10 protein-coding genes are annotated in these 19,175 nt (G+C 47.2%); 7 read left to right on the top strand and 3 right to left on the bottom strand.

Features of this window, described 5'->3' with window-relative positions:
* Positions 1 to 5: 5 nt before the first annotated feature.
* From LZG94_RS04805 to LZG94_RS04795, 3 genes are read right to left on the bottom strand one after another with little or no spacing between them, the layout of a single operon-like run.
* Positions 6 to 3,464, bottom strand: coding sequence for a TonB-dependent receptor (locus LZG94_RS04805; protein WP_233790795.1), 3,459 nt, complete (start codon positions 3,462 to 3,464; stop codon positions 6 to 8).
* Positions 3,465 to 3,496: 32 nt separating this feature from the next.
* Complete coding sequence (locus LZG94_RS04800; protein ID WP_215235543.1) at positions 3,497 to 4,513, bottom strand: FecR family protein; 1,017 nt, start codon at positions 4,511 to 4,513, stop codon at positions 3,497 to 3,499.
* 53 nt (positions 4,514 to 4,566) lie between these two features.
* Entirely contained in the window at positions 4,567 to 5,214 is a 648-nt protein-coding gene (locus LZG94_RS04795; protein WP_215235544.1) for an RNA polymerase sigma-70 factor, read from the bottom strand.
* 211 nt (positions 5,215 to 5,425) lie between these two features.
* Here LZG94_RS04795 and LZG94_RS04790 point away from each other — a divergent pair, with 211 nt between their 5' ends.
* The 7 genes from LZG94_RS04790 to LZG94_RS04760 all read left to right on the top strand — a co-directional run bounded on the left by LZG94_RS04790 (position 5,426) and on the right by LZG94_RS04760 (position 19,170).
* On the top strand, positions 5,426 to 5,986 hold the full coding sequence (locus LZG94_RS04790) for a DJ-1/PfpI family protein (protein WP_233790794.1): 561 nt from the start codon (positions 5,426 to 5,428) through the stop codon (positions 5,984 to 5,986).
* A 53-nt stretch (positions 5,987 to 6,039) separates the two neighbouring features.
* The gene (locus tag LZG94_RS04785) at positions 6,040 to 6,621 is read left to right on the top strand and encodes an RNA polymerase sigma factor (protein WP_233790793.1); all 582 of its coding nucleotides are present in this window, start codon (positions 6,040 to 6,042) and stop codon (positions 6,619 to 6,621) included.
* Between the two features lie 81 nt (positions 6,622 to 6,702).
* Positions 6,703 to 7,896, top strand: a complete 1,194-nt coding sequence (locus LZG94_RS04780; RefSeq protein ID WP_233790792.1) for a FecR family protein — start codon at positions 6,703 to 6,705, stop codon at positions 7,894 to 7,896.
* Positions 7,897 to 8,169: 273 nt separating this feature from the next.
* Complete coding sequence (locus LZG94_RS04775) at positions 8,170 to 11,628, top strand: TonB-dependent receptor (protein WP_233790791.1); 3,459 nt, start codon at positions 8,170 to 8,172, stop codon at positions 11,626 to 11,628.
* A gap of 32 nt (positions 11,629 to 11,660) precedes the next feature.
* Positions 11,661 to 13,406, top strand: a complete 1,746-nt coding sequence (locus LZG94_RS04770; RefSeq protein ID WP_233790790.1) for a RagB/SusD family nutrient uptake outer membrane protein — start codon at positions 11,661 to 11,663, stop codon at positions 13,404 to 13,406.
* A 281-nt stretch (positions 13,407 to 13,687) separates the two neighbouring features.
* A complete protein-coding gene (locus tag LZG94_RS04765) occupies positions 13,688 to 16,312 on the top strand; it encodes a glycoside hydrolase domain-containing protein (protein ID WP_233790789.1) in 2,625 nt (874 codons plus the stop codon).
* 23 nt (positions 16,313 to 16,335) lie between these two features.
* Positions 16,336 to 19,170 (top strand): hypothetical protein, encoded by a 2,835-nt coding sequence (locus tag LZG94_RS04760; RefSeq protein WP_233790788.1) that lies wholly within the window; start codon positions 16,336 to 16,338, stop codon positions 19,168 to 19,170.
* Positions 19,171 to 19,175: the final 5 nt, after the last annotated feature.

The following is a 19,175-nucleotide window of genomic DNA, read 5'->3' as shown; positions in this document are numbered from 1 at the left end:
GTCAATTAAAAAGTGATGTTAAAACCCAGGTTGTACGTTTTTTGCAGCGGGTAAACCGAATTTCTGCCGGTAGGCGTTTCCGGGTCCATGTATTCGAGTCCTGAAAAAGTGACCAGGTTTTGTCCGCTGAGAAAAGCTGTCAACGATTTCACTCCGATGCGTTTCAATTGCGGCAGGTCAACAGTATAGTTGATATTCAATGCTTTCAAACGAATGTAAGAGGCATCTTTTAACCAAAAAGAAGAAAACCGGTTGTTGTTGTTCGTACCATTATTACGGATCGCCGGGTAGCGGCCGGGAATCCACTCCGAATCCGGGTTGGTAATATCCGCCCGGTGCCACCGGTCCATAAAGTATGCGTAGGTACTCATATCGTTGGCAAAAGGCTGGATCAGGAAATGCTGCATTTGCATGACAAAATTGGCTCCGCCCTGCCAGTTCATGGTCACTGAGAATTTCTTCCAGGATGCATTGAGGTTCAGTCCGTACATGATCTCCGGAATCTCGCCACGCCCCAGCGGCTGCCCATCGTAGTCGTTGATCACGCCGTCGTTGTTGAAATCCTGGTATTTAATATCTCCGGGAAGCAGTGTCGAGTTACCAAGTGCATCCTGAACGGGCGAGCTGAGAATTTCTTCTTCCGACTGAAACTGCCCGACCGCTTTCAATCCCCAGAACCTGTTTTTCCACCTGCCCTGCACGCTGTTCCGCCAGTAGGCATCCTGCGAGGGAAATTCTCCCTGTTCGTAATCCGTCCATTTCGATTTCGAGAAAGACACATTTCCCGAGATATTGAATTTCACCTGACTGATCTTGTTGGAATGACTTACCACAAGCTCCATCCCGGAAGTCTGGTCTGCATTCAGGTTCTCGGCAGGCAGTCCGGCGCCAAAAGTACTTGGCAGCTGCAATGCCCTGGTGCCCAGCATACCTTTACGCTGACGTCTGAAAATATCGAATTCAACGTCCAGCAGGTGATTTTTCAGGCCAAAATCAATTCCTGCATTAAACATACTCGTACGCTCCCAGGTAATGTTGGGATTGGGCACACCTGCATCAACCAATCCGCTTGACACTTCATTGCCGCCCATAATGTAGGTTTGCGAAGGATAATTATAACCCGCCAGGTATTGGAAGGCGCCGGTATTGTCATTCCCTGATTCTCCGTACGAACCGCGCAGTTTCAGGTTTCCGAGAAAAGGAAGGCGATCAGAAATGAATTTCTCTTCCGACAACCTCCATCCTGCCGAAACTCCCGAGAAGAGTCCCCAGCGTCTCTCCACCGGAAAGCGCGGTGATCCGTCGTACCGAAAGCTGTATTCGAGGAGATATTTGCCATCGAAATCGTAGCTGAATCTGCCCACGAGGCTTTGTCTCCCGTCGTCCATCGCAGTTCCCGAGTTGGTTTGGCCAAGGAGCGGGCCGGCGAACAGTTGATCGATCGGCACTACGTAATTATCCCTTCTGGCTGAAATGCTCGTTCCTTTGATCTCATTTTCCTCGTAAAGAAGCAGCGCACCTACATTATGGTGATTAGCGATGAGCTTGTTGTAATTGAGCGAAGCCTGGATCCGGCTTGATGAATTCTCGCCTTTTCCCAGTACAAGAAAATTACTGTCACGCCCGCCTACTACGCGAGACGTTCCTGTGGCAGGGTCCCAAACGTGGTGCTTGATCTGCTTTTGCCAGTGCTTGGAATCGTCATAGAGCAAATCGTAAGCCGCTAGGAACCGGGCATTTAAACCGTCAATGAAAGGGATTTTGTAATCGATAGCCAGGTTACCCTGCAATGCATTCCGCCGGTTTCTGGCATATCCTGATAATTCAGGTTCCAGGTATCCCGAAAGTCCGTAATTGTTGTTGGAAATCTTCCCGTCGGGCGTTTTTGGGTTCACGATCGGCCACGAGTATTGCAGCCAGGAAGCCATTAAGTACGCGTCCTGCACGAGGTCGTTCCGCGTTTCGCTCCTTGCGCCGATATCCACGGACACTTTCAGGTTGTCGTTGATCTGCGCCTCTACATTCGACCTGAAATTGTATTTTTTGTAAGTCTGGTCACCCTCGCCCCACATGGCAGTAGCTTGGTGCCCGCCCAGCAAAAAGAAATATTTGATCTTGTCGCTTCCTCCTCTCACACTTAGGTTTTGCTGTACAACCGGCGTATAGTCCCTTACATATAAATCGTAATAGTTATAGTTTGGAAAATTGATCGGGTCACTGCCGTCGCGGAATTTCTGCACATCAGCCTGACTATAAACCGGTGTGCCTCCGATATTTACGGCTGCCTCATTTTTCAGTGTTGCAAATTCTTCGGAGTTGACCAGTCTTGGATACTTGGTCACGTGCTGCACCGAATAATTCATCGAATAACTCAGCTCAGGCTTACCCGAAACGCCCTTTTTGGTTGTTACAAGTATTACACCATTCCCGCCGCTCACGCCGTATACAGACGCAGACGCAGCATCTTTTAATATGGTGATACTCTCGATTTCATTCGGATCGAGCCGGTAAAAATCCCTGCCGACGATACCGTCAACCACCACAAGTGCATTCCCGAATCCACGGATCGACAAAGTAGGATCATCTTTTCCGGGTTCGCCGCTGCGCTGTACGGATATCAGCCCCGGCAGGTTCCCGGCAAGCAGGTTACCTACGTTGCCTGACGGAACGACAGACAGCTGCTTCGCGTCCATCGTGGCTACGGAGCCGGTAAGGTTTACTTTTTTCTGCGTTCCATAACCCACTACCACCAGCTCTTCCAGTGAATTGAGTGCCGGCTGCAATACCATCGACACAAAACTTTTGGTACCAACCGACGTTTCCCGGGAGGTAAATCCGATAAAGCTGAAAACAAGTACCGCCGAAGTATCTGCTACCTTAATCTCAAATTCACCTTTTTCATCCGTAATCACGCCGGCTGTGGAACCTTTGAGCAGCACACTCACGCCGGGTAACGCTTCGTTCTTTTCGGAGTCCGTCACTCTGCCTTTCACCACAATTTCAGCCTGTTGCGGCGCTATCATCACGCGCGGCACTTCACTGCCAAGTGTTTTCAGATTGCTGTGATCGGGTCCTTTTCTTTGATTGGGTGTTACTTCCGGCGTACCTGCCGCATTTGTGCTCGCCGGCAGGATTACAAATGAATTTCCTTTTACTTTTCTGTGTCTGAGCCCGACGGGTGTGAGCAACTGCCTGAGGTTCTCTTCAAGCGTACTTTTTGGTTTCACCGTCATTCCCCTCGCTTCCAGTCCTTCCAGGAGTTTTTCCTCAAAAAGAATATCTGCTTTGTAAAGCTCCTTCAATTGCAGAATTACCTCGCGTACCTGTTTTACCTGTGTTTCGGTTCTTTCCTGGCTCACTTTGTGCTGTGGAGACAATGCCAGGATCTGCGCTGAGACCTCAATGGAAAGGGAAAGAAATACAGCCGCGGACCAAATGCTGATAAACCTAAATTTTTGTCTCATGTAGCAAGAAAGGTTTAGTAATGGACATGGGTTTAATTGGTGTTTGTGGGTTTAGGAATAAGATGCACTTGCTTTTTAACTTTAATCACTTCAATACCAAGCATTTCTTTAAGGACTTCCAGAAGGTCATCGGCCGTCTGAGCTTTGAAAGTTCCTGTGAGCTGCCTGCTCGCCAGCGAAGGGTCGTTAATCCGGATATCTGTTCCGAAAACATCACGGATCTGCACTGCGATTTCTGTAAGTGTAGTGTGGTTGAATGCAAAACGCTGCTCCTTCCAGGCTGTCTGACTGGAAAGTTCTCCGGGAGAAAGTGCGTGGATATGAATACTTCCGTCGGGTGCGAAACTGCCCTTTTCACCAGGCTTCATGACAGTTGGTTCGGGTGAGTTTACCGATGCCAGTTCTACTTTTCCTTTATTTAATGTTACGTCCGTCTTGTTATTCCTGCTGTATACTGAAAACTCGGTTCCCAATACCGTAACTGTATTATTGCCAGGTGTATGCACTACGAAACGGAGCTTATCACCGCGCCTTCTTACATGAAACTCTGCCTCTCCTGAAAGACGGACTTCTCTTGACCAAACGGCGAAGGTGAACCTGGGCACGCGCAGGGTACTGTTGGAATTGAGAACTACGCTGCTGCTGTCAGAAAGTGTAAATGAGCGCAACTCGCCGTATGCGGTTTCATAGTTTTCGTAAATGATGTGATCGCGGAAAAAGTAGCCTGTCAGTCCGAGTACCAATATACAGGCAGCTACTCTAATCGCTAATAAACTGGTTAAAACGTGCAGCGGGTGGATTGCGGCACCCTTCCGAAGCCGGCGCGGCTGCTGTTCGGTACTGTGTATACGTTCAAGATTTTTAGTGAATGCGGCTGGAAGGTCAGGCAGAAATTGCGGCTGACATTTTTCCCATTCTTCGAGATATGCATAATAGATTTCGAGATTTTTTGGATCTGCCAGGCTCTCTGCAATCAATTTCTTTTGCAACGCCGAAGCATGTCCCGAAAAATAGTTGAACATGATCTCTTTTGTAATTATAAATTCCATTTCAATTTCTGTTGATTCTCTTGTTAAATGGCTAACTCTGTCTGCTCCAAACCTCACTTCCCCGGCATTCGGTAAGCGGTAAGCGCCTTGCGGAATACGGCCAGCGCCTTGCTCATGTGACCCTCTATCGCCTTCACGGATACGCCCATTGCTTTCGCAATTTCAGCGTAGGATTTCCCTTCAAACCGGTTGAGCAGAAATACCTTGCGACATTGCGGCGGCAGTGAGGCGGCGATCTTTTCTATGTACATATAGAGTTCATCGTATTCAAGGATCTGGTCCGGCTCAGGTGTTCCGCCCGTTTCTCCATCCTCCTGTAACTCAAAATGATCTTCTTTGAAAAACTCCCATTTCAGATAATTAAGCGCCTTATACCGGACGGAAGCAAACAGATAAGCCCGAAAGGATGTATTGATCTGCAGATACGCCTGATTTTTCCAAAAAGTATAAAACACTTCTGAGACCAGATCCTCGGCAACCTCCCGGGTATAAACGTACCTGGCCGCGTGGCTGCATAGTGAGCCGTAGTATTGCCGGAAAAGCAGTTCATAACCAGTAAGCGCGTTGACGTGAAAAGCCTGCCGGATAAAGTACTCCTTATCCTGCGTGCAATCGGATGCGGGAATCTCACCGATCGTCACCGAAGCTTCAATTGGTATGCTGCCCGAAGCGGTTGTTAGCTCAGTTTGTTTCTGATTCAATGTCCTGATTGATTGATGCTTTCAATAGTAAAGACAAGTTCTGTCAGGAACACCCTAGCTCCGCCTAAATAATTTAAACCGGTATCGTCTCACGCTGGGGCGACAGGATTGGTTTTTCCATCCCTGATCAAGGTAGTATGCGCTTGGTTTTGGCTTTTGGTGTTTAAGAATGTTAAGTGGACAAGCTAACCCAAAGTTTAATTTTAATACCATGGATCGCAAAATTTTGATCGTTACCGGAGACGGTGGCGAAAGTTATGAAACCCTTTATGCCGTTCACCGTTTCCAGGAAGAAGGCGATATCGCATTGATAGCTGCCCCGAGCAAACGCCGGCTTAACCTCGTCATGCACGATTTTGAATTAGGCTGGGATACTTATGTGGAGCGGCCGGGCTATTGTCTAGCTTCTGACCTCACAATTGAAGAGGTAGTAGTGAGTGATTACGACGCCATTCTGCTGCTGGGCGGCCGCGCCCCCGAATACCTGCGCAACCATGCCGGGTTACTGGAAGTAGTACGGGAGTTTGACAGGCAGGGCAAGTGGGTCTTCGCAATTTGCCACGGGATCCAGATTCTGGTTACAGCCGGATTAGCCAACAACCGGAACCTCACCGCTTATGAACATATTCGGACCGAAATTGAAATGGGAGGTGGCACGTATTCAACTCAAGAAGCAATTCGTGACGGAAATATAGTAACCGGACAAACCTGGCAGTCGCACCCCGATTTTTATCGGGAAGTTTTTTCCTGTCTGAACAGCAATCGGTTTTAATTACGGGCCATTTCTTGCATTATATTTAAGTTATATTTAGCCTTTCTTATGATATGGCTTCTTATTACCTAAGTAGTGATCTGGAATTAGCTGAACTGATAGCGAATGACGATGACCAGGCGTTTGCCGAAATCTATCGTCGCTATAAGGGTGTGCTCTTTTTGCATGCTCACAGAATGCTGGGGGATCAGGAAGAAGCCAAAGATATTTTACAGGAGCTTTTCACTACACTCTGGCTTAACAGAAAGGAAATTAAGCCGCATACTTCCTTTTCATCGTATTTATATAAGGCGCTCCGAAATCGCATTTTCGATCTCATCTCCCACAAAAAAGTGGAGCAGAAATACATCAGTTCCCTGGCTGCATTCATTGAACAGGGTGAATGTATTACCGACCAGCAGGTTAGAGAAAAAGAACTCACCGTACTCATTGAGCAGGAAGTTTCCCTGCTACCTCCCAAAATGCGTGAGGTGTTTGAGATGAGCAGAAATACAGACCTTTCTTACAAGGAAATTGCTCAGGAGCTTCATATATCAGACAAGACTGTCAAAAAACAGGTTAGTAATGCCCTTCATATTCTCAGGCAGAAGCTGGATTTGGCTTTCGTGCTGATGTATATTTCGAAAGACCTTTAAAAAAAACAGCTTTTTTTTGCGCGAGCCTACTACTTCCACCCGCGCAGCCCGTCTTATATACATTAGCAGAAAACATGTATCATGGACGAATCTCTGGCAAAGGAGCTATTTCAAAAGTATAAGGACGGAACATTGACCGAGGAGGAAATGGCGCTGCTGGAAAGCTGGTATATCGCTCACGCAAAATCCTCCAACTCAACCATTACTACCAATGAAATTGAAAAGAACCTAGATCAGGTTTGGGAATCCCTTCCGGTAAATAAGGATGAGAAAGCATCAAATAACAGCACGGTGAAACCACTGCTCAAATGGCTTGCAGTCGCCGCTTCCATTGCGATCATTAGTACAATCGGCGTGAATATTTTCCTTAGACAAAAAAATGAGCCGAAGATTAAAACTGTTGCCATCGTTCAGGATGCGGCTCCGGGGGATAACAGAGCGAAGCTTACATTGGCAAACGGTCAAAATATTATGTTGCATGAAGCTGGCAATGGTAAGCTGGCGCAGCAGGGACAAACTGCGGTGATCAAAACAAAGCAGGGGGAAATTGTTTATGAATTTGATATGCAGGAAGCGGGCAGCCGTGCACAAACGGTGACCTACAATACCATTTCCACTCCAAAGGCTGGGCAATATCAGGTAAAGCTGCCCGACGGGACGCGGGTGTGGCTTAATGCGGCTTCATCTATCCATTTTCCCACTGTTTTCCCGACAACGGAACGAGTGGTCGAGATTGCTGGCGAAGCATATTTTGAAGTGGCCAAGGTGAAAAAAAAATCAAAGCGCGTTCCATTTAAAGTGAAAGCGGGCAACCAGGTTGTGGAGGTGCTCGGTACCCGCTTTAATGTGAACAGTTATGCCGATGAAGCCATTATTCAAACGACTTTGGTGGAAGGCAGTATCAAACTGGAATTAGCAGGGAAAGAAAATCAGGGAGTATTGCTGAGACCGGGAGAACAAGCTTTGTTAGCCAGAGATCTGAGAAAGAGCGCTGACATAGCTGCTGGGTCATTTAAAGTCAAACAGGTGGATACCAAAACCGTAATCGCATGGAAAGAAGGATATTTCCGCTTCAACAACGTAGGCTTGCCGGAGTTGATGAGGCAACTTTCTCGCTGGTATGACATGGAGGTAGTTTATGAAGGACCCATAAAAGAATATGAGTTTGTAGGTCAAATCGAACGGAATACCAATTTATCAAAGGTGCTGCAGATACTCGAACTGGGTGATGTGCACTTCCGGATAGAAAATAAGAAAATTGTAGTGACTAACTAACCCTCTGATTTAAACCTAAACTCGCCGATTATGGATAAATAAAAACGATAAACTGACACCGAAGTTCCGGGAATAAAAAAACCGTCTCAGATCTGACCTGAAACGGCTGATGTCCGGAATGCTCCCAGCCGCAAAGCGGACCAGGAAAGAACTGCCCTTTTTTGATGGAAAAACAATCTTAACAATCCAAACCCAAACAAAAATATGCAAATTATTTTACACAGGAAAGTGACGTGTATTAACCTCCGTTACTTTATTAAATCGATTTTGATAATGAAACTGATAGCGCTTTTGATAGCAATCGCTTGTGTTCATGTATCAGCCGACGGCGTCTCGCAGAAAATAGTTCTTTCTGTCAAAGACGCGACGCTTTCAAACGTGTTTAACCGGATTGAACAACAGAGCGGTTACAAGTTTTTTTATGATAATAAAGTCGTTAAAAGGGCTAAGAACGTAACTGCGTCCCTTCAAAGCGGCTCAGTTCAGGAGATCATGGATGAAGTATTGAAAGGTCAGCCGCTTACTTATACCGTCTTGGATAAAACCATTGTGGTCAAGAAAAAAGAGGAAAAGCTGACTGCGCCACAATCCAGCTTATCACCGGATCTCTCGTCGCCCACAGAAGGTACCTATCCCGGCGCACATCAGGATATGGAAAAAAGAATGCAGGGAATGCTCGTTGATAAGCTGAACCGTGCTCAGCAAAAGGACATTGCCGTACGGGGCACGATTACGAACGTAGCTGGCGAAGGCCTTCCGGGCGTTAGCATCCTGCTGAAAGGCGCACAATTGGGGACAACCTCGGATGAAAACGGAAAATTTCAGCTGGATGTGCCTGATCAGAATGCAAGATTGGTTTTCAGTTACGTGGGATATGTGTCCCAGGAAATTGCTGTGGGGACAAGGACCGTTTTTGAGGTCAGCCTGGCAGAAGATGACAAAGCCCTTGAAGAAGTAGTAGTGGTGGGTTACGGTACGCAGAAGAAAACTTCCGTGACCGGAGCTATTGCGACTATGAAATCCGATGACGTTAAAAACAACCCGGTACCCAACCTGTCGAGCTCGCTGGCGGGAAGATTAAGCGGGGTGTATGTAAGCCAGGCATCTGGTGCGCCGGGGTATGCGCCGCCTATCCGGATCCGGTCTGTTAACACCTGGAAAAGTACGGGAAACGATCCCCTCTATGTGATTGACGGTGTAATCATGGACAAAAGAATGTTTGACGCCCTGGATTATTCCGAAGTGGAAAATATTACTGTGCTGAAAGATGCGGCGTCCGGGGCAATATACGGTGCGAGAGCTGCGAATGGAGTAGTGCTTGTCACTACGAAAAGAGGAACGTCGGGTAAGTTTCAGCTCAACTATAATTATTCGTACAGTTTTGACAATCCATCCAAAATACCAAGTTATGTGGATGCCCGTGATATGGTCAGGCTGAATAATTACGCACGGACGAGCAGGGGCCTTGCACCTTCGTATGATGCCGAAGAAGTTGCCTTCTTTGAAAATAATGATCCGGGACGGGGCTGGTATAAACAGGCTTACATAGATCCTGTACTACAAAGGCATTCCCTTTCTGCCAGTGGGGGAAGTGATAAGGTGAAGTATTTTGTAGCTGGCTCCTACTTCGACCAGTCGGCGTTCATCAAAAATGCAGATTTTAAGAAGTATAATTTCCGCTCCAATGTTGACGTCAATCTTACCAAGAACCTGACGGGTACCTTTAATGTAGCCTACAACGAGGGTAAAAAAACGCGGTTTGCTATGCAGGAAGACCTGGACGGTTTTGACACAAATCCGACTTTTGGTAGTTTGTGGGGCAGGCTGCTTTATTACCTGCCTAACACGGGGCCAAAAACATCAGACGGCAAATTCATCAATCCGGGGTGGATAGGCAATCCACTTGCTTTTGTTGAAGAAGGCGGCTCAGTGACGCGCACAGAACGCAACATTGCGATGGTTTTAGGGTTAACCTACAATGTTCCGTTTGTTCAAGGGTTGTCTGTGTCGGGTAAATTCAGCCCGAATTATGAGTCCAGGACTATGAAGCTTCACGAGCTTAAAACAACTCTGTATGATGTAGTGAAAAAGGGAACGAATGGCGCCATTTTCACGGACGAGATTACCGGCAGCATAAAATCCTCATATCCCAATAAAGAGCGGCTGGTAAGAACCCAGGAAGCAACCAACAATTATCAGTTGAATTTCAGTGCCAATTATACCAAACAGTTTGGTAAACATAACATAGATGCAATCGCCGTTTATGAGCAGAGCGAAGGCAAATATGATTATTTCTACGGTGTAAGAGAAAATTTCCCGCTCGTACAAAACGACCAGTTCTGGGCAACATCCTCGGCCAGAGCCGACTCCTATGTAGACGGCACAGAATCGGAAACCGGCCGGGCATCCTACATTGGCAGGGTCATATACAGTTATGACGACAAATATTTCCTGAATGTAACCGCTCGCCGCGATGGTTCAATGCTTTTTGGACCTGAGTACCGCTGGGGCTTATTTCCTTCTGTCTCGGCTGGTTGGGTATTGTCTAAGGAGAATTTTTTCAAAGTAAAACATATTGAATTCCTGAAACTGCGCGGCTCCTGGGGCTTGGCAGGTAATGATGCTGTCGGCGGCTGGAAATGGAGCGAATCTTATGGCGTGAGCGGAGACTATCTATTTGGGACCACGCCGCAGCCGCGCGTAGGTTACAATGGGATTGTGAACGAAAAACTTACCTGGGAGAAAACCAGTGAGCTTAATGTAGGTTTTGATGCACAGATATTTGACCGTTTTTCACTTTCAGGGGAGTATTTCAAAAGACATAATTACGATATCCTCGATACCCGTATTGCCTCGCTGCCTAACTCTTTTGGAGGAAGTATGCCACCGGAAAACTATGGTATTGTCGATGGTCACGGCTACGAAATCGAGCTGGGCTACAATGGCAACGCGGGTGATGTAACGTACGGGGTTAAAGGGAGCTTCTCTTATTCTAATAATAAAGTAAAAGTGCGGGACGTCGCTCAGAATGCGCAGGACGTAGATAACCCGAACGGACGCCCGACGGACTATATCAGAATGCTCGTATCCTCTGGCATCATCCGGACAAGCGAACAGTTGGACGCCTTACCATCCGGCTATACAATTTATGGAAAGCCGGCGGTTTTGGGGATCATCAATTTTGAGGATGTCAATGGTGCACAGGGAGTTCCCGATGGTAAGATCGATGACTATGACAGGCAAGTCCTGAAAGGCAAACATGCTCTTAACCCCTACACATTTGGACTAAACCTTAGAGCCAGCTGGAAAGGCATCGGAATCGATGTATTTGTGCAGGGTGTTACCGGCGGTTCCAAGCTATATGACGATGGATATAGCAGAAGGTTTTTCGACGGCGCAAGACCACCTTCATTCTGGCTTGACTCCTGGTCGCCTGAAAATGTGAATGCGGCCTATCCGCAGCCTGTTACCTGGGACGCGTCCAATGACCATTTACCATCCACTTTCTGGTTGAAGAACGGCAGTTTCCTGCGCTTTCAGAACATAAACCTTAACTACTCATTGCCCAAAACTTTGACTAAAAAGATCGGCATGGGAGCGGTTAGCTTTTACTTGTCCGGGGCCAACCTGCTTACGCTTTCAAAATATGATTTTCATGACCCAAGTGTCGGCAATATGAATTCATATCCGACGATGAAGACTTATACCATGGGCGTAAACCTTTCCTTTTAATCAGTTTGCCAATCTTTTATCGAAATACAGATATGAAAAAAGCATATATAATCTTGTCGAGCCTGTTTTCCCTGATGATGCTGGCCGGCTGCGATCCTTTGGACAAAAACAACCTTGCAGCACTCAGCAGCGAGGATGTTCTCACCAATCCCAAAGTGGCTGAGGCTTATGTGAATGACATGTACGCCAACTTTATGCCATCCTCGTTTTCAGTTGGGCGACTTACGGATGAAACCATGGTGATCAACGGAGAGAATGCAGCAGGACTCAGTGATTATCTGAAAGGCACCCTTACGGCGGACACTTACAATGATTTCCCCTACGAAAACATCCGGAAAATCAACATTTTCCTTGCTCAGGTAGATAATGCAACCTTTGATGAAAACATCAAAAAGTCGTTGAAAGGCGAGGCGCTTTTCTGGCGTGCATTCGCTTATTTCAGAATGGTTAAAGCTTATGGAGGGGTTGAACTGATTTTAAAGCCTGAATCACCGGCTAATAAGGACGCCATTTTTGTTGCCAGAAGCAAAACCTCTGAGTGCATTGCACAAATACTTAAGGATCTGGACGAATCAATCCCGCTGGTAGAACCGCTCAGCACGATCGGGCGGATTGATAAAGGTGCTGCAATGTCTTTCAAAGGACGCGTTCTGCTGTATTGGGCCAGCCCGCAGTTCAACCGCGCGAATGATGTAGCACGCTGGACAGCGGCCTATCAGGCAAGCAAAGATGCGCTCACGTTTCTGGATGCAAATGGAAAAGGACTTTACGCCAATTATAAAGACCTGTGGACGGACGAGATGAACAAAGAAGTGATCATGGTCAAAAGATTCCAGTATCCCGGCTTTGCCAACGGATATTCCCAGGCAGGAATGCGCCCGTTACTTTACTCCCGCGGCGCAGTAGGTGATAATATTCCGTCTCTGGAACTGGTCAATGCGTATCCGATGAAAGACGGATCGAAATACAATCCGGCTACGATGGATTACAAAACCTTGTTTAAAGACAGAGATAAGCGTTTTTATGCTTCCATTGCTTACAATGGCGCTGAACCTTATCTGGCAGAAATGTTTGGAAAGGAAAATATGTGGACCTATTATTATGACGCGGATGGCAATGCGGCTACCGGGATTAATGGAAAAGAAGCCAGGGCGGACAATAGTGAAAACCTTTATTCGCATTCAAGTTTTTACCCCGCCAAAATGCTGGACCGCAACATTACCCGAACCACTGTCGAAGACGGGCAGGTTGACTGGATCGAGATCCGGTATGCAGAAGTGCTCATGAACATGGCGGAGGCTGCAAACGAGATTGGAAAAGCCGATGAAGCACTGGCTGCGATGCATAAAATCCGCAACCGCGCCGGGATAGAGCCGGGAGCAAAAGCGAATTATGGTATCAACGCAATAACACTTCCCGAGATCAGAAAAGCGATCATGGATGAGCGTTTGGTCGAGTTTGCTTTCGAGGGACAGCGCTTCTGGGACCTACGCAGATGGCGGGTTTACACTTCCACATTCAACAGTTTCAAGGATAAATATTTCCATGGATTAAGAGTTGAGTGGAATGGTACGGCAGCCGATCGTCCAAAAGGTCTCGTTGATATCAATACCATCGCCAATAAATTTACGATAACAGAAGTCAGGGATTACCGACCGATTGTGATGCTGGATGAAGAAAAGTATTCCTTTTTTGGTATTCCAAAATCAACGCTGGATCGCAGCAGCAAAATCGAGCAGAATAAAAGCTGGGGAGGCACATTTGACCCATTGCAATAGTTAGTTTTATTGAGAACAGGGCTGTTTTTATTGGCCCTGTTCTTATTGAGGTGATGCTTTAATTAATAAAATAGCTATTTATTGTCGCACTGAGCGCAGTCGAAGTGCAACAAGCACACTGCAAAAGGCATAGTGCCGAGCTAATAACGACCTTCGACTGCGCTCAGGTTGACAATAAATAGCTTTTTGCGCTGCAAATAAACCTCAGCGTGACATGAACCCAAGTTGAAATAATGCACGTGCATGCAGTTCGTAGCATATCATTCAATCCTAAACCCTTAATGAAATACATTCTTTTAAGTATGCTGCTGTTTTTGTCGGCGGCCGTAACCGGGCAAGGCACCGGCGAGCAATACATCTCTGTTGAAAGTGCCAGAAAGCAGTACGAAAAGCTGGCAAAGCAGTCACATTATGTTTTTGCTGAAACCAGGGAAAACCCGATCCGGTGGAACGATTCGTTGAAAATTTCCTGGTTAAAAAGAGATTTTACCAAAACCACTTTTGAACTGGCGGCGCACCCCGGTGAATACTTTGTGTACCAGGTCGGCGTGTGGGCTGGCAGCGGCGACATTCAAAACCTGGAAATTAAATTTTCAGATCTGAAAAGCAAGGATGGGAAAATGATCCCTTCAAAGCAGGTAAGTTGCTTTAATGCTGGCGGAGTGGATTATTTAGGCAAGCCTTTTTCTAAAAAGATCAATATTCCGAATGGTAAAGTGCAGGCATTGTGGGTTGGGGCGGATCTTACCGGTGTGGTAAAAGGAATTTATGATGGTACCGCGACGGTATCAGTCGATGGTAAAAAGCAATTTGTAAAAATACAGCTCACGGTTGACGGCAATGCTGTTGAAAACCACGGCTACAACGAGGGAAAAGGTTTGTCCCGCATGAACTGGCTGAATAGTACCGTCGGTATCAATGAGGAAATCACAAAAGGTTACCAGCCCGTGACCCGAAAAGACAAAACCCTGAATATCCTGGGAAGATCTTTTGTGATCGGCAACGACGGACTACCTGCGGAAATCAATAGTTTTTTTACGAGTTCAAATCAGGGTATCTCTGAAAAAGGTGCACCTATTACGGGCGGCGCATTTCGTTTTCTAGTGGAAAAAGCAAATGGCGAGATTATCAGGCTGACGCCAGGAGCTGTGAAATTTATCGAGGAAAAGCAAGGCCATATCAACTGGCAGGTAAAGAACACATCGGCTGAATGCGAGCTGATGTGTTCTGGTAGCCTGAACTACGATGGGTTTGTGGATTATAAAGTCTCTTTGAAAGCGTTGAAGCATTTAAAAATCAAAGATATCCGTCTCGAAGTGCCGGTGTCCAAAGATAAATCAACCTACATGATGGGCCTGAACCGCGAGGGTGGCCTGCGGCCCGATTCCTGGAAATGGCAGTGGGATACAACCAAAAATCAGGATGCACTTTGGCTGGGCGCGGTAAATGGCGGGCTGCGTTTGAAATGGAAAGCTGAAAACTATAAGCTGCCGCTGGTTAACATTTATTACAAATTCGAACCGCTGCGTCTTCCTCCCTCGTGGGGAAATGAGAATAAGGGTGGCGTAAATGTGGAGGAAAAAGGCAATTCCATCCTGGTGAGCGCCTATTCCGGCAGCCGGGAAATGGCCGCAGGAAGCGTACTGAATTATGATTTTGAGCTTCTGATCACACCATTCAAATCTATTAGCAATGAAAAAAAATATGGCGACCGCTACTTTCATGGAGGAGGCACGAATGCGATCAGCAAGGTGGACAAAGCCGAAAAAGCAGGAGCTAATATCATCAATATCCACCACGCAGAAGACATTTACCCTTTCATCAATTATCCTTATTTAGACGAAAATACAGCTGAACTCAAAACACTGGTGGACAAAGCCCACAACCAGAAAAAGCGGCTTAAACTGTATTATACAACCCGGGAGCTTACCAAGAACATCCCGGAGTTTCAGGTTTTTTACAGCCTGGACGGGGAAGTACTATTCCCAGGACCAGGCAATGCAAGCCGGACGGAGGCATTACATCCAAAAGGCCCAAATGAATGGCTGGTCAGGAACCTGAGAGAAAAGTATGTTCCGGCATGGTATAACCCGGTGAGCGAAGGCAAATTCAAGGGATCGATTGATCTGTCTGTGATCACCACGCCCAATAGCAGGCTCAATAATTTCTACATCGCCGGGCTTGACTGGATGGTAAAAAACTTAAAGATCGATGGTATCTATATCGACGATGCCGCACTGGATCGCTTCACATTGCAGCGGGCCCGGAAAGTCATTGACCAGAACCGCCCCGAAGGCAGAATAGACCTGCATAGCTGGAACCATTTCAATAACTGGGCTGGATTTGCAAGCTGCCTGAACCTCTATATGGACCTGCTTCCGTACCTTGATCTGGTCTGGATCGGAGAAGCAAGAGATTACAACCGCGCACCGGATCATTGGCTGGTGGAAGTATCAGGCATTCCGTTTGGGTTGCCGGGACAAATGCTGGAAGGTGGAGGTAACCCGTGGCGTGGAATGGTTTACGGCATTACCAACCGCTCTGGCTGGACCGGCAATGTGCCTGACGAGCTATGGAAATTTTGGAATGAACACAACTTTAAAGACAAAGAACTGCTCGGTTACTGGGACAAAAATTGTCCGGTTAAGACTAATAATGAGCACGTTATTAGCTCTATTTTCAAGGGCAAAAATGAAAGTGTCATCGCTATTGCCAATTGGAACAAAGAAGCGCAAAGTACATCGGTTTTAATCGACTGGAATGCGCTGGGTTACGATGCTTCCAAATGCACGATCTCGATGCCATTTGTAAAAGATTTCCAGGACGAGCAACCTCTGCAATCGCTGAGTTCCGTCAATGTGCCGGGAGGAAAAGGGTTTATGATTGTAGTAAAAGAAAATAAATGACAGAGCTATCTCGAATCGATAAAATGAAAAAAAATATCCTTGCTATTGCGGCATTTATCATCATCACGTGTCATCTCGTCGGTGCACAAGCACAGCGAATTGAGATAGGTAACCTGCCTGTTTATGACAAGCAAAGATTGCGGAGCAAAACCGACTGGCTCATTACCGGTAATGCGCAGAAATCAGCTGTTTATAAAACTCAGGAGGGTTACATGGTTTTGAGTAATGGACTGATTTCCAGAACATTCACCATGAATCCAAATGGTGCAACGATCGGGCTGGACAATCTGGTTACCAACGAAGCGCTGGTGAGAGCAGTATCGCCGGAAGCTGTGCTCTGGGTGAACGGGCATGAGATCAATGTGGGCGGACTTACCGGCCAGCCGATCGGGAATTACCTGCTGCCCGAATGGATCCCCGGCATGAAAGCAGACCCGAATAGCCTGAAATTGATGTCGTACACATCTTCACCGATCAAAGAACGTTTCGAATGGAACCGCCGCACGGAATGGTCGTCCCAGCAATTGCCCTGGCCGCCCAAAGGGATAGAAATAGCATTCACATACAAAGCCGACCAGGAGCTGATCCGGAATTTTAAAAACCTGAAAGCGCAGGATTCGAAACGGGAAGTTTTGCTCAAAGATGATTTCATAACATTATCGCCGGATTGGAACATTGTTTCTTCCCACACCTTGGCCAATGCATTCAATAATGAAGGGAAAGCAGGGGAAATCCTCGCGCCGGCCCATGCGGTTGTTTTTGGAGAACGCGCATTGCCCGAGCAAACCAAAGTGATCATTTGCAAGCTCAATTCGGGGACCGATGAAAGCAGCGGGTACGGTCCGGGCGTTGCATTGCAGTTTGAGGGTGACAAATCTTTCAAATTCCATCTCTCGCCGGCAAGCAAGCGATTCCGTGTCTATCACGATGGTAAAAGCCAGGACTTTGAAGGCTTTGATACCGGCAAATCTTATTTCCTGAAAATACAGCTGGCCGAAAAAAAGATGGTTTGCTCCGTGTCTGAGGATGGTAAGACGTATCAAATGCTGGCTGAATTGCCGGTGGGCAGCCCGCCGACGCGTATCCGGCTGGGAAAAACCGATCCGCGGGGAGGTAAAGTGAAAGGCAATGGTGCAGACGGGGCGGTGGGAAGAGGCAAGATAGAACAGTTGCTTTTACTGGGTGAAAATAAAGGATCGGATACCGATTTCGATTTTCTCAAAAACCTGAAAGTGACGGTACACTACGAGTTATATGACGGACTGCCCATGATCAGCAAATGGGTGAGTGTGGAGAATCAAGGTAAAGCAGAATTTATTGTCAATAATATTAAAAGCGAGCACCTGGCGGTGACCGAGGCGGAAAGTGCCGTGGAACACAAGCAGCGCTGGGAAATGCCGCCCATCTTTGCAGAAAGCGATTTTGCATTCGGCTCTATGTCGCCCAATGCCGCACAAAATGCGTGCGTGGAATGGAAGGTAGATTCGACTTATACGACCCAGGTGAACTACCTGCTGCAAACCCCCTCCCTGCTGGTATGCATGCCTAAAACGGGCATGGGCCAGGAGCTTGCCGGGGGAGCTTCATTTGAAAGCATGCGGCTCTGGGAGCTGATCTATGATAGCTACGACCGGGAACGCAGAGGCCTGAGCGAAAGGAAAATGTACCGCACGATATCGCCCTGGGTGACCGAAAATCCGGTAATCATGCACGTAAGCAGCGCAAAAGATCAGCCGGTGAAAGCTGCCATCGATCAATGCGCCGAGGTAGGTTTTGAAATGGTGATCATGACATTTGGCAGCGGGTTTGACATTGAGAATACTTCGCCTGAAAATTTGCAGCGCATGAAGGAGTTGAAGGATTATGCCAAATCGAAAGGTATTGCGCTCGGTGGCTATTCTCTGCTGGCGAGCCGGGCTATTAGTAAAGAAGATGATGTGGTAATGCCAGCTGGAAAGAAACCTGCATTCGGAAATTCTCCCTGCCTGGAAAGTGAATGGGGGAAGGATTATTTCAAAAAGCTATACAATTTTTACGAAACTACCGGGCACGATCTGCTCGAACATGACGGCTCTTATCCCGGCGATGTATGTGCCTCCACCAAGCACCCCGGCCACCGCGGGCTGGAAGATTCGCGCTGGAAACAGTTCGGTGAAATTCAGAAGTTTTACCGCTGGTGCCGCAGCAAGGGAATTTATCTGAACGTTCCCGACTGGTATTATTTGAACGGCAGTACCAAAGGCGCTATGGGTTACCGTGAAACCAACTGGTCACTACCACGCGAATTCCAGGAAATCATAGAGCGGCAGAATATTTATGACGGTACCTGGGAAAAAACGCCGTCGATGGGCTGGATGTTTGTTCCATTGGTCCAATACCACGGCGGGGGCGCGGCTGCAACCATTGAACCCCTCAAAGAACACCTGCCGCATTACGAACAACGACTAGCCAATTTGTTTGGCGCAGGCGTGCAGGCTTGTTACCGCGGCCCGCAATTGTATGATGCCCCTCAAACAAAAGCCATGGTAAAAAAGTGGGTGGATTTTTACAAAAAACACAGAAGAGTACTCGACTCGGACATTATCCATATCCGCAGGCCCGACGGCAGAGATTATGACGCGATCATGCACGTGGATCCGCTTGGAAAAGAAAAGGGTTTGCTTATGGTTTACAACCCACTCGACGAGGCTATCACCAGGGAAATTGACGTAGACCTCTATTATACGGGACTGCAAAAGCAGGTTAGTATTTCGGAAAATGACGGGGCGGCCAGAAAAATGGCATTGAACGGTACCAAAATGACTTTAAAAGTGTCGATCCCCGCCAAAAGCCAGAAATGGTTTTTGCTGACACCTTAATGCGT

Source organism: Dyadobacter sp. CY343 (assembly GCF_021390335.1).
Lineage (GTDB): Bacteria > Bacteroidota > Bacteroidia > Cytophagales > Spirosomataceae > Dyadobacter.
The sequence above is the reverse complement of the archived record's forward strand: the minus strand, read 5'-3'. Positions and strand labels throughout refer to the sequence as shown.

Excerpts from the sequence above, each read along its gene's own strand:
- LZG94_RS04790 (WP_233790794.1), top strand. The coding sequence starts at position 5,426 with ATGGATCGCAAAATTTTGATCGTTACCGGAGACGGTGGCGAAAGTTAT.
- LZG94_RS04800 (WP_215235543.1), bottom strand. The coding sequence starts at position 4,513 with ATGGAATTTATAATTACAAAAGAGATCATGTTCAACTATTTTTCGGGA.
- LZG94_RS04780 (WP_233790792.1), top strand. The coding sequence starts at position 6,703 with ATGGACGAATCTCTGGCAAAGGAGCTATTTCAAAAGTATAAGGACGGA.
- LZG94_RS04770 (WP_233790790.1), top strand. The coding sequence starts at position 11,661 with ATGAAAAAAGCATATATAATCTTGTCGAGCCTGTTTTCCCTGATGATG.
- LZG94_RS04805 (WP_233790795.1), bottom strand. The coding sequence starts at position 3,464 with ATGAGACAAAAATTTAGGTTTATCAGCATTTGGTCCGCGGCTGTATTT.
- LZG94_RS04785 (WP_233790793.1), top strand. The coding sequence starts at position 6,040 with ATGGCTTCTTATTACCTAAGTAGTGATCTGGAATTAGCTGAACTGATA.
- LZG94_RS04760 (WP_233790788.1), top strand. The coding sequence starts at position 16,336 with ATGAAAAAAAATATCCTTGCTATTGCGGCATTTATCATCATCACGTGT.
- LZG94_RS04765 (WP_233790789.1), top strand. The coding sequence starts at position 13,688 with ATGAAATACATTCTTTTAAGTATGCTGCTGTTTTTGTCGGCGGCCGTA.
- LZG94_RS04775 (WP_233790791.1), top strand. The coding sequence starts at position 8,170 with ATGAAACTGATAGCGCTTTTGATAGCAATCGCTTGTGTTCATGTATCA.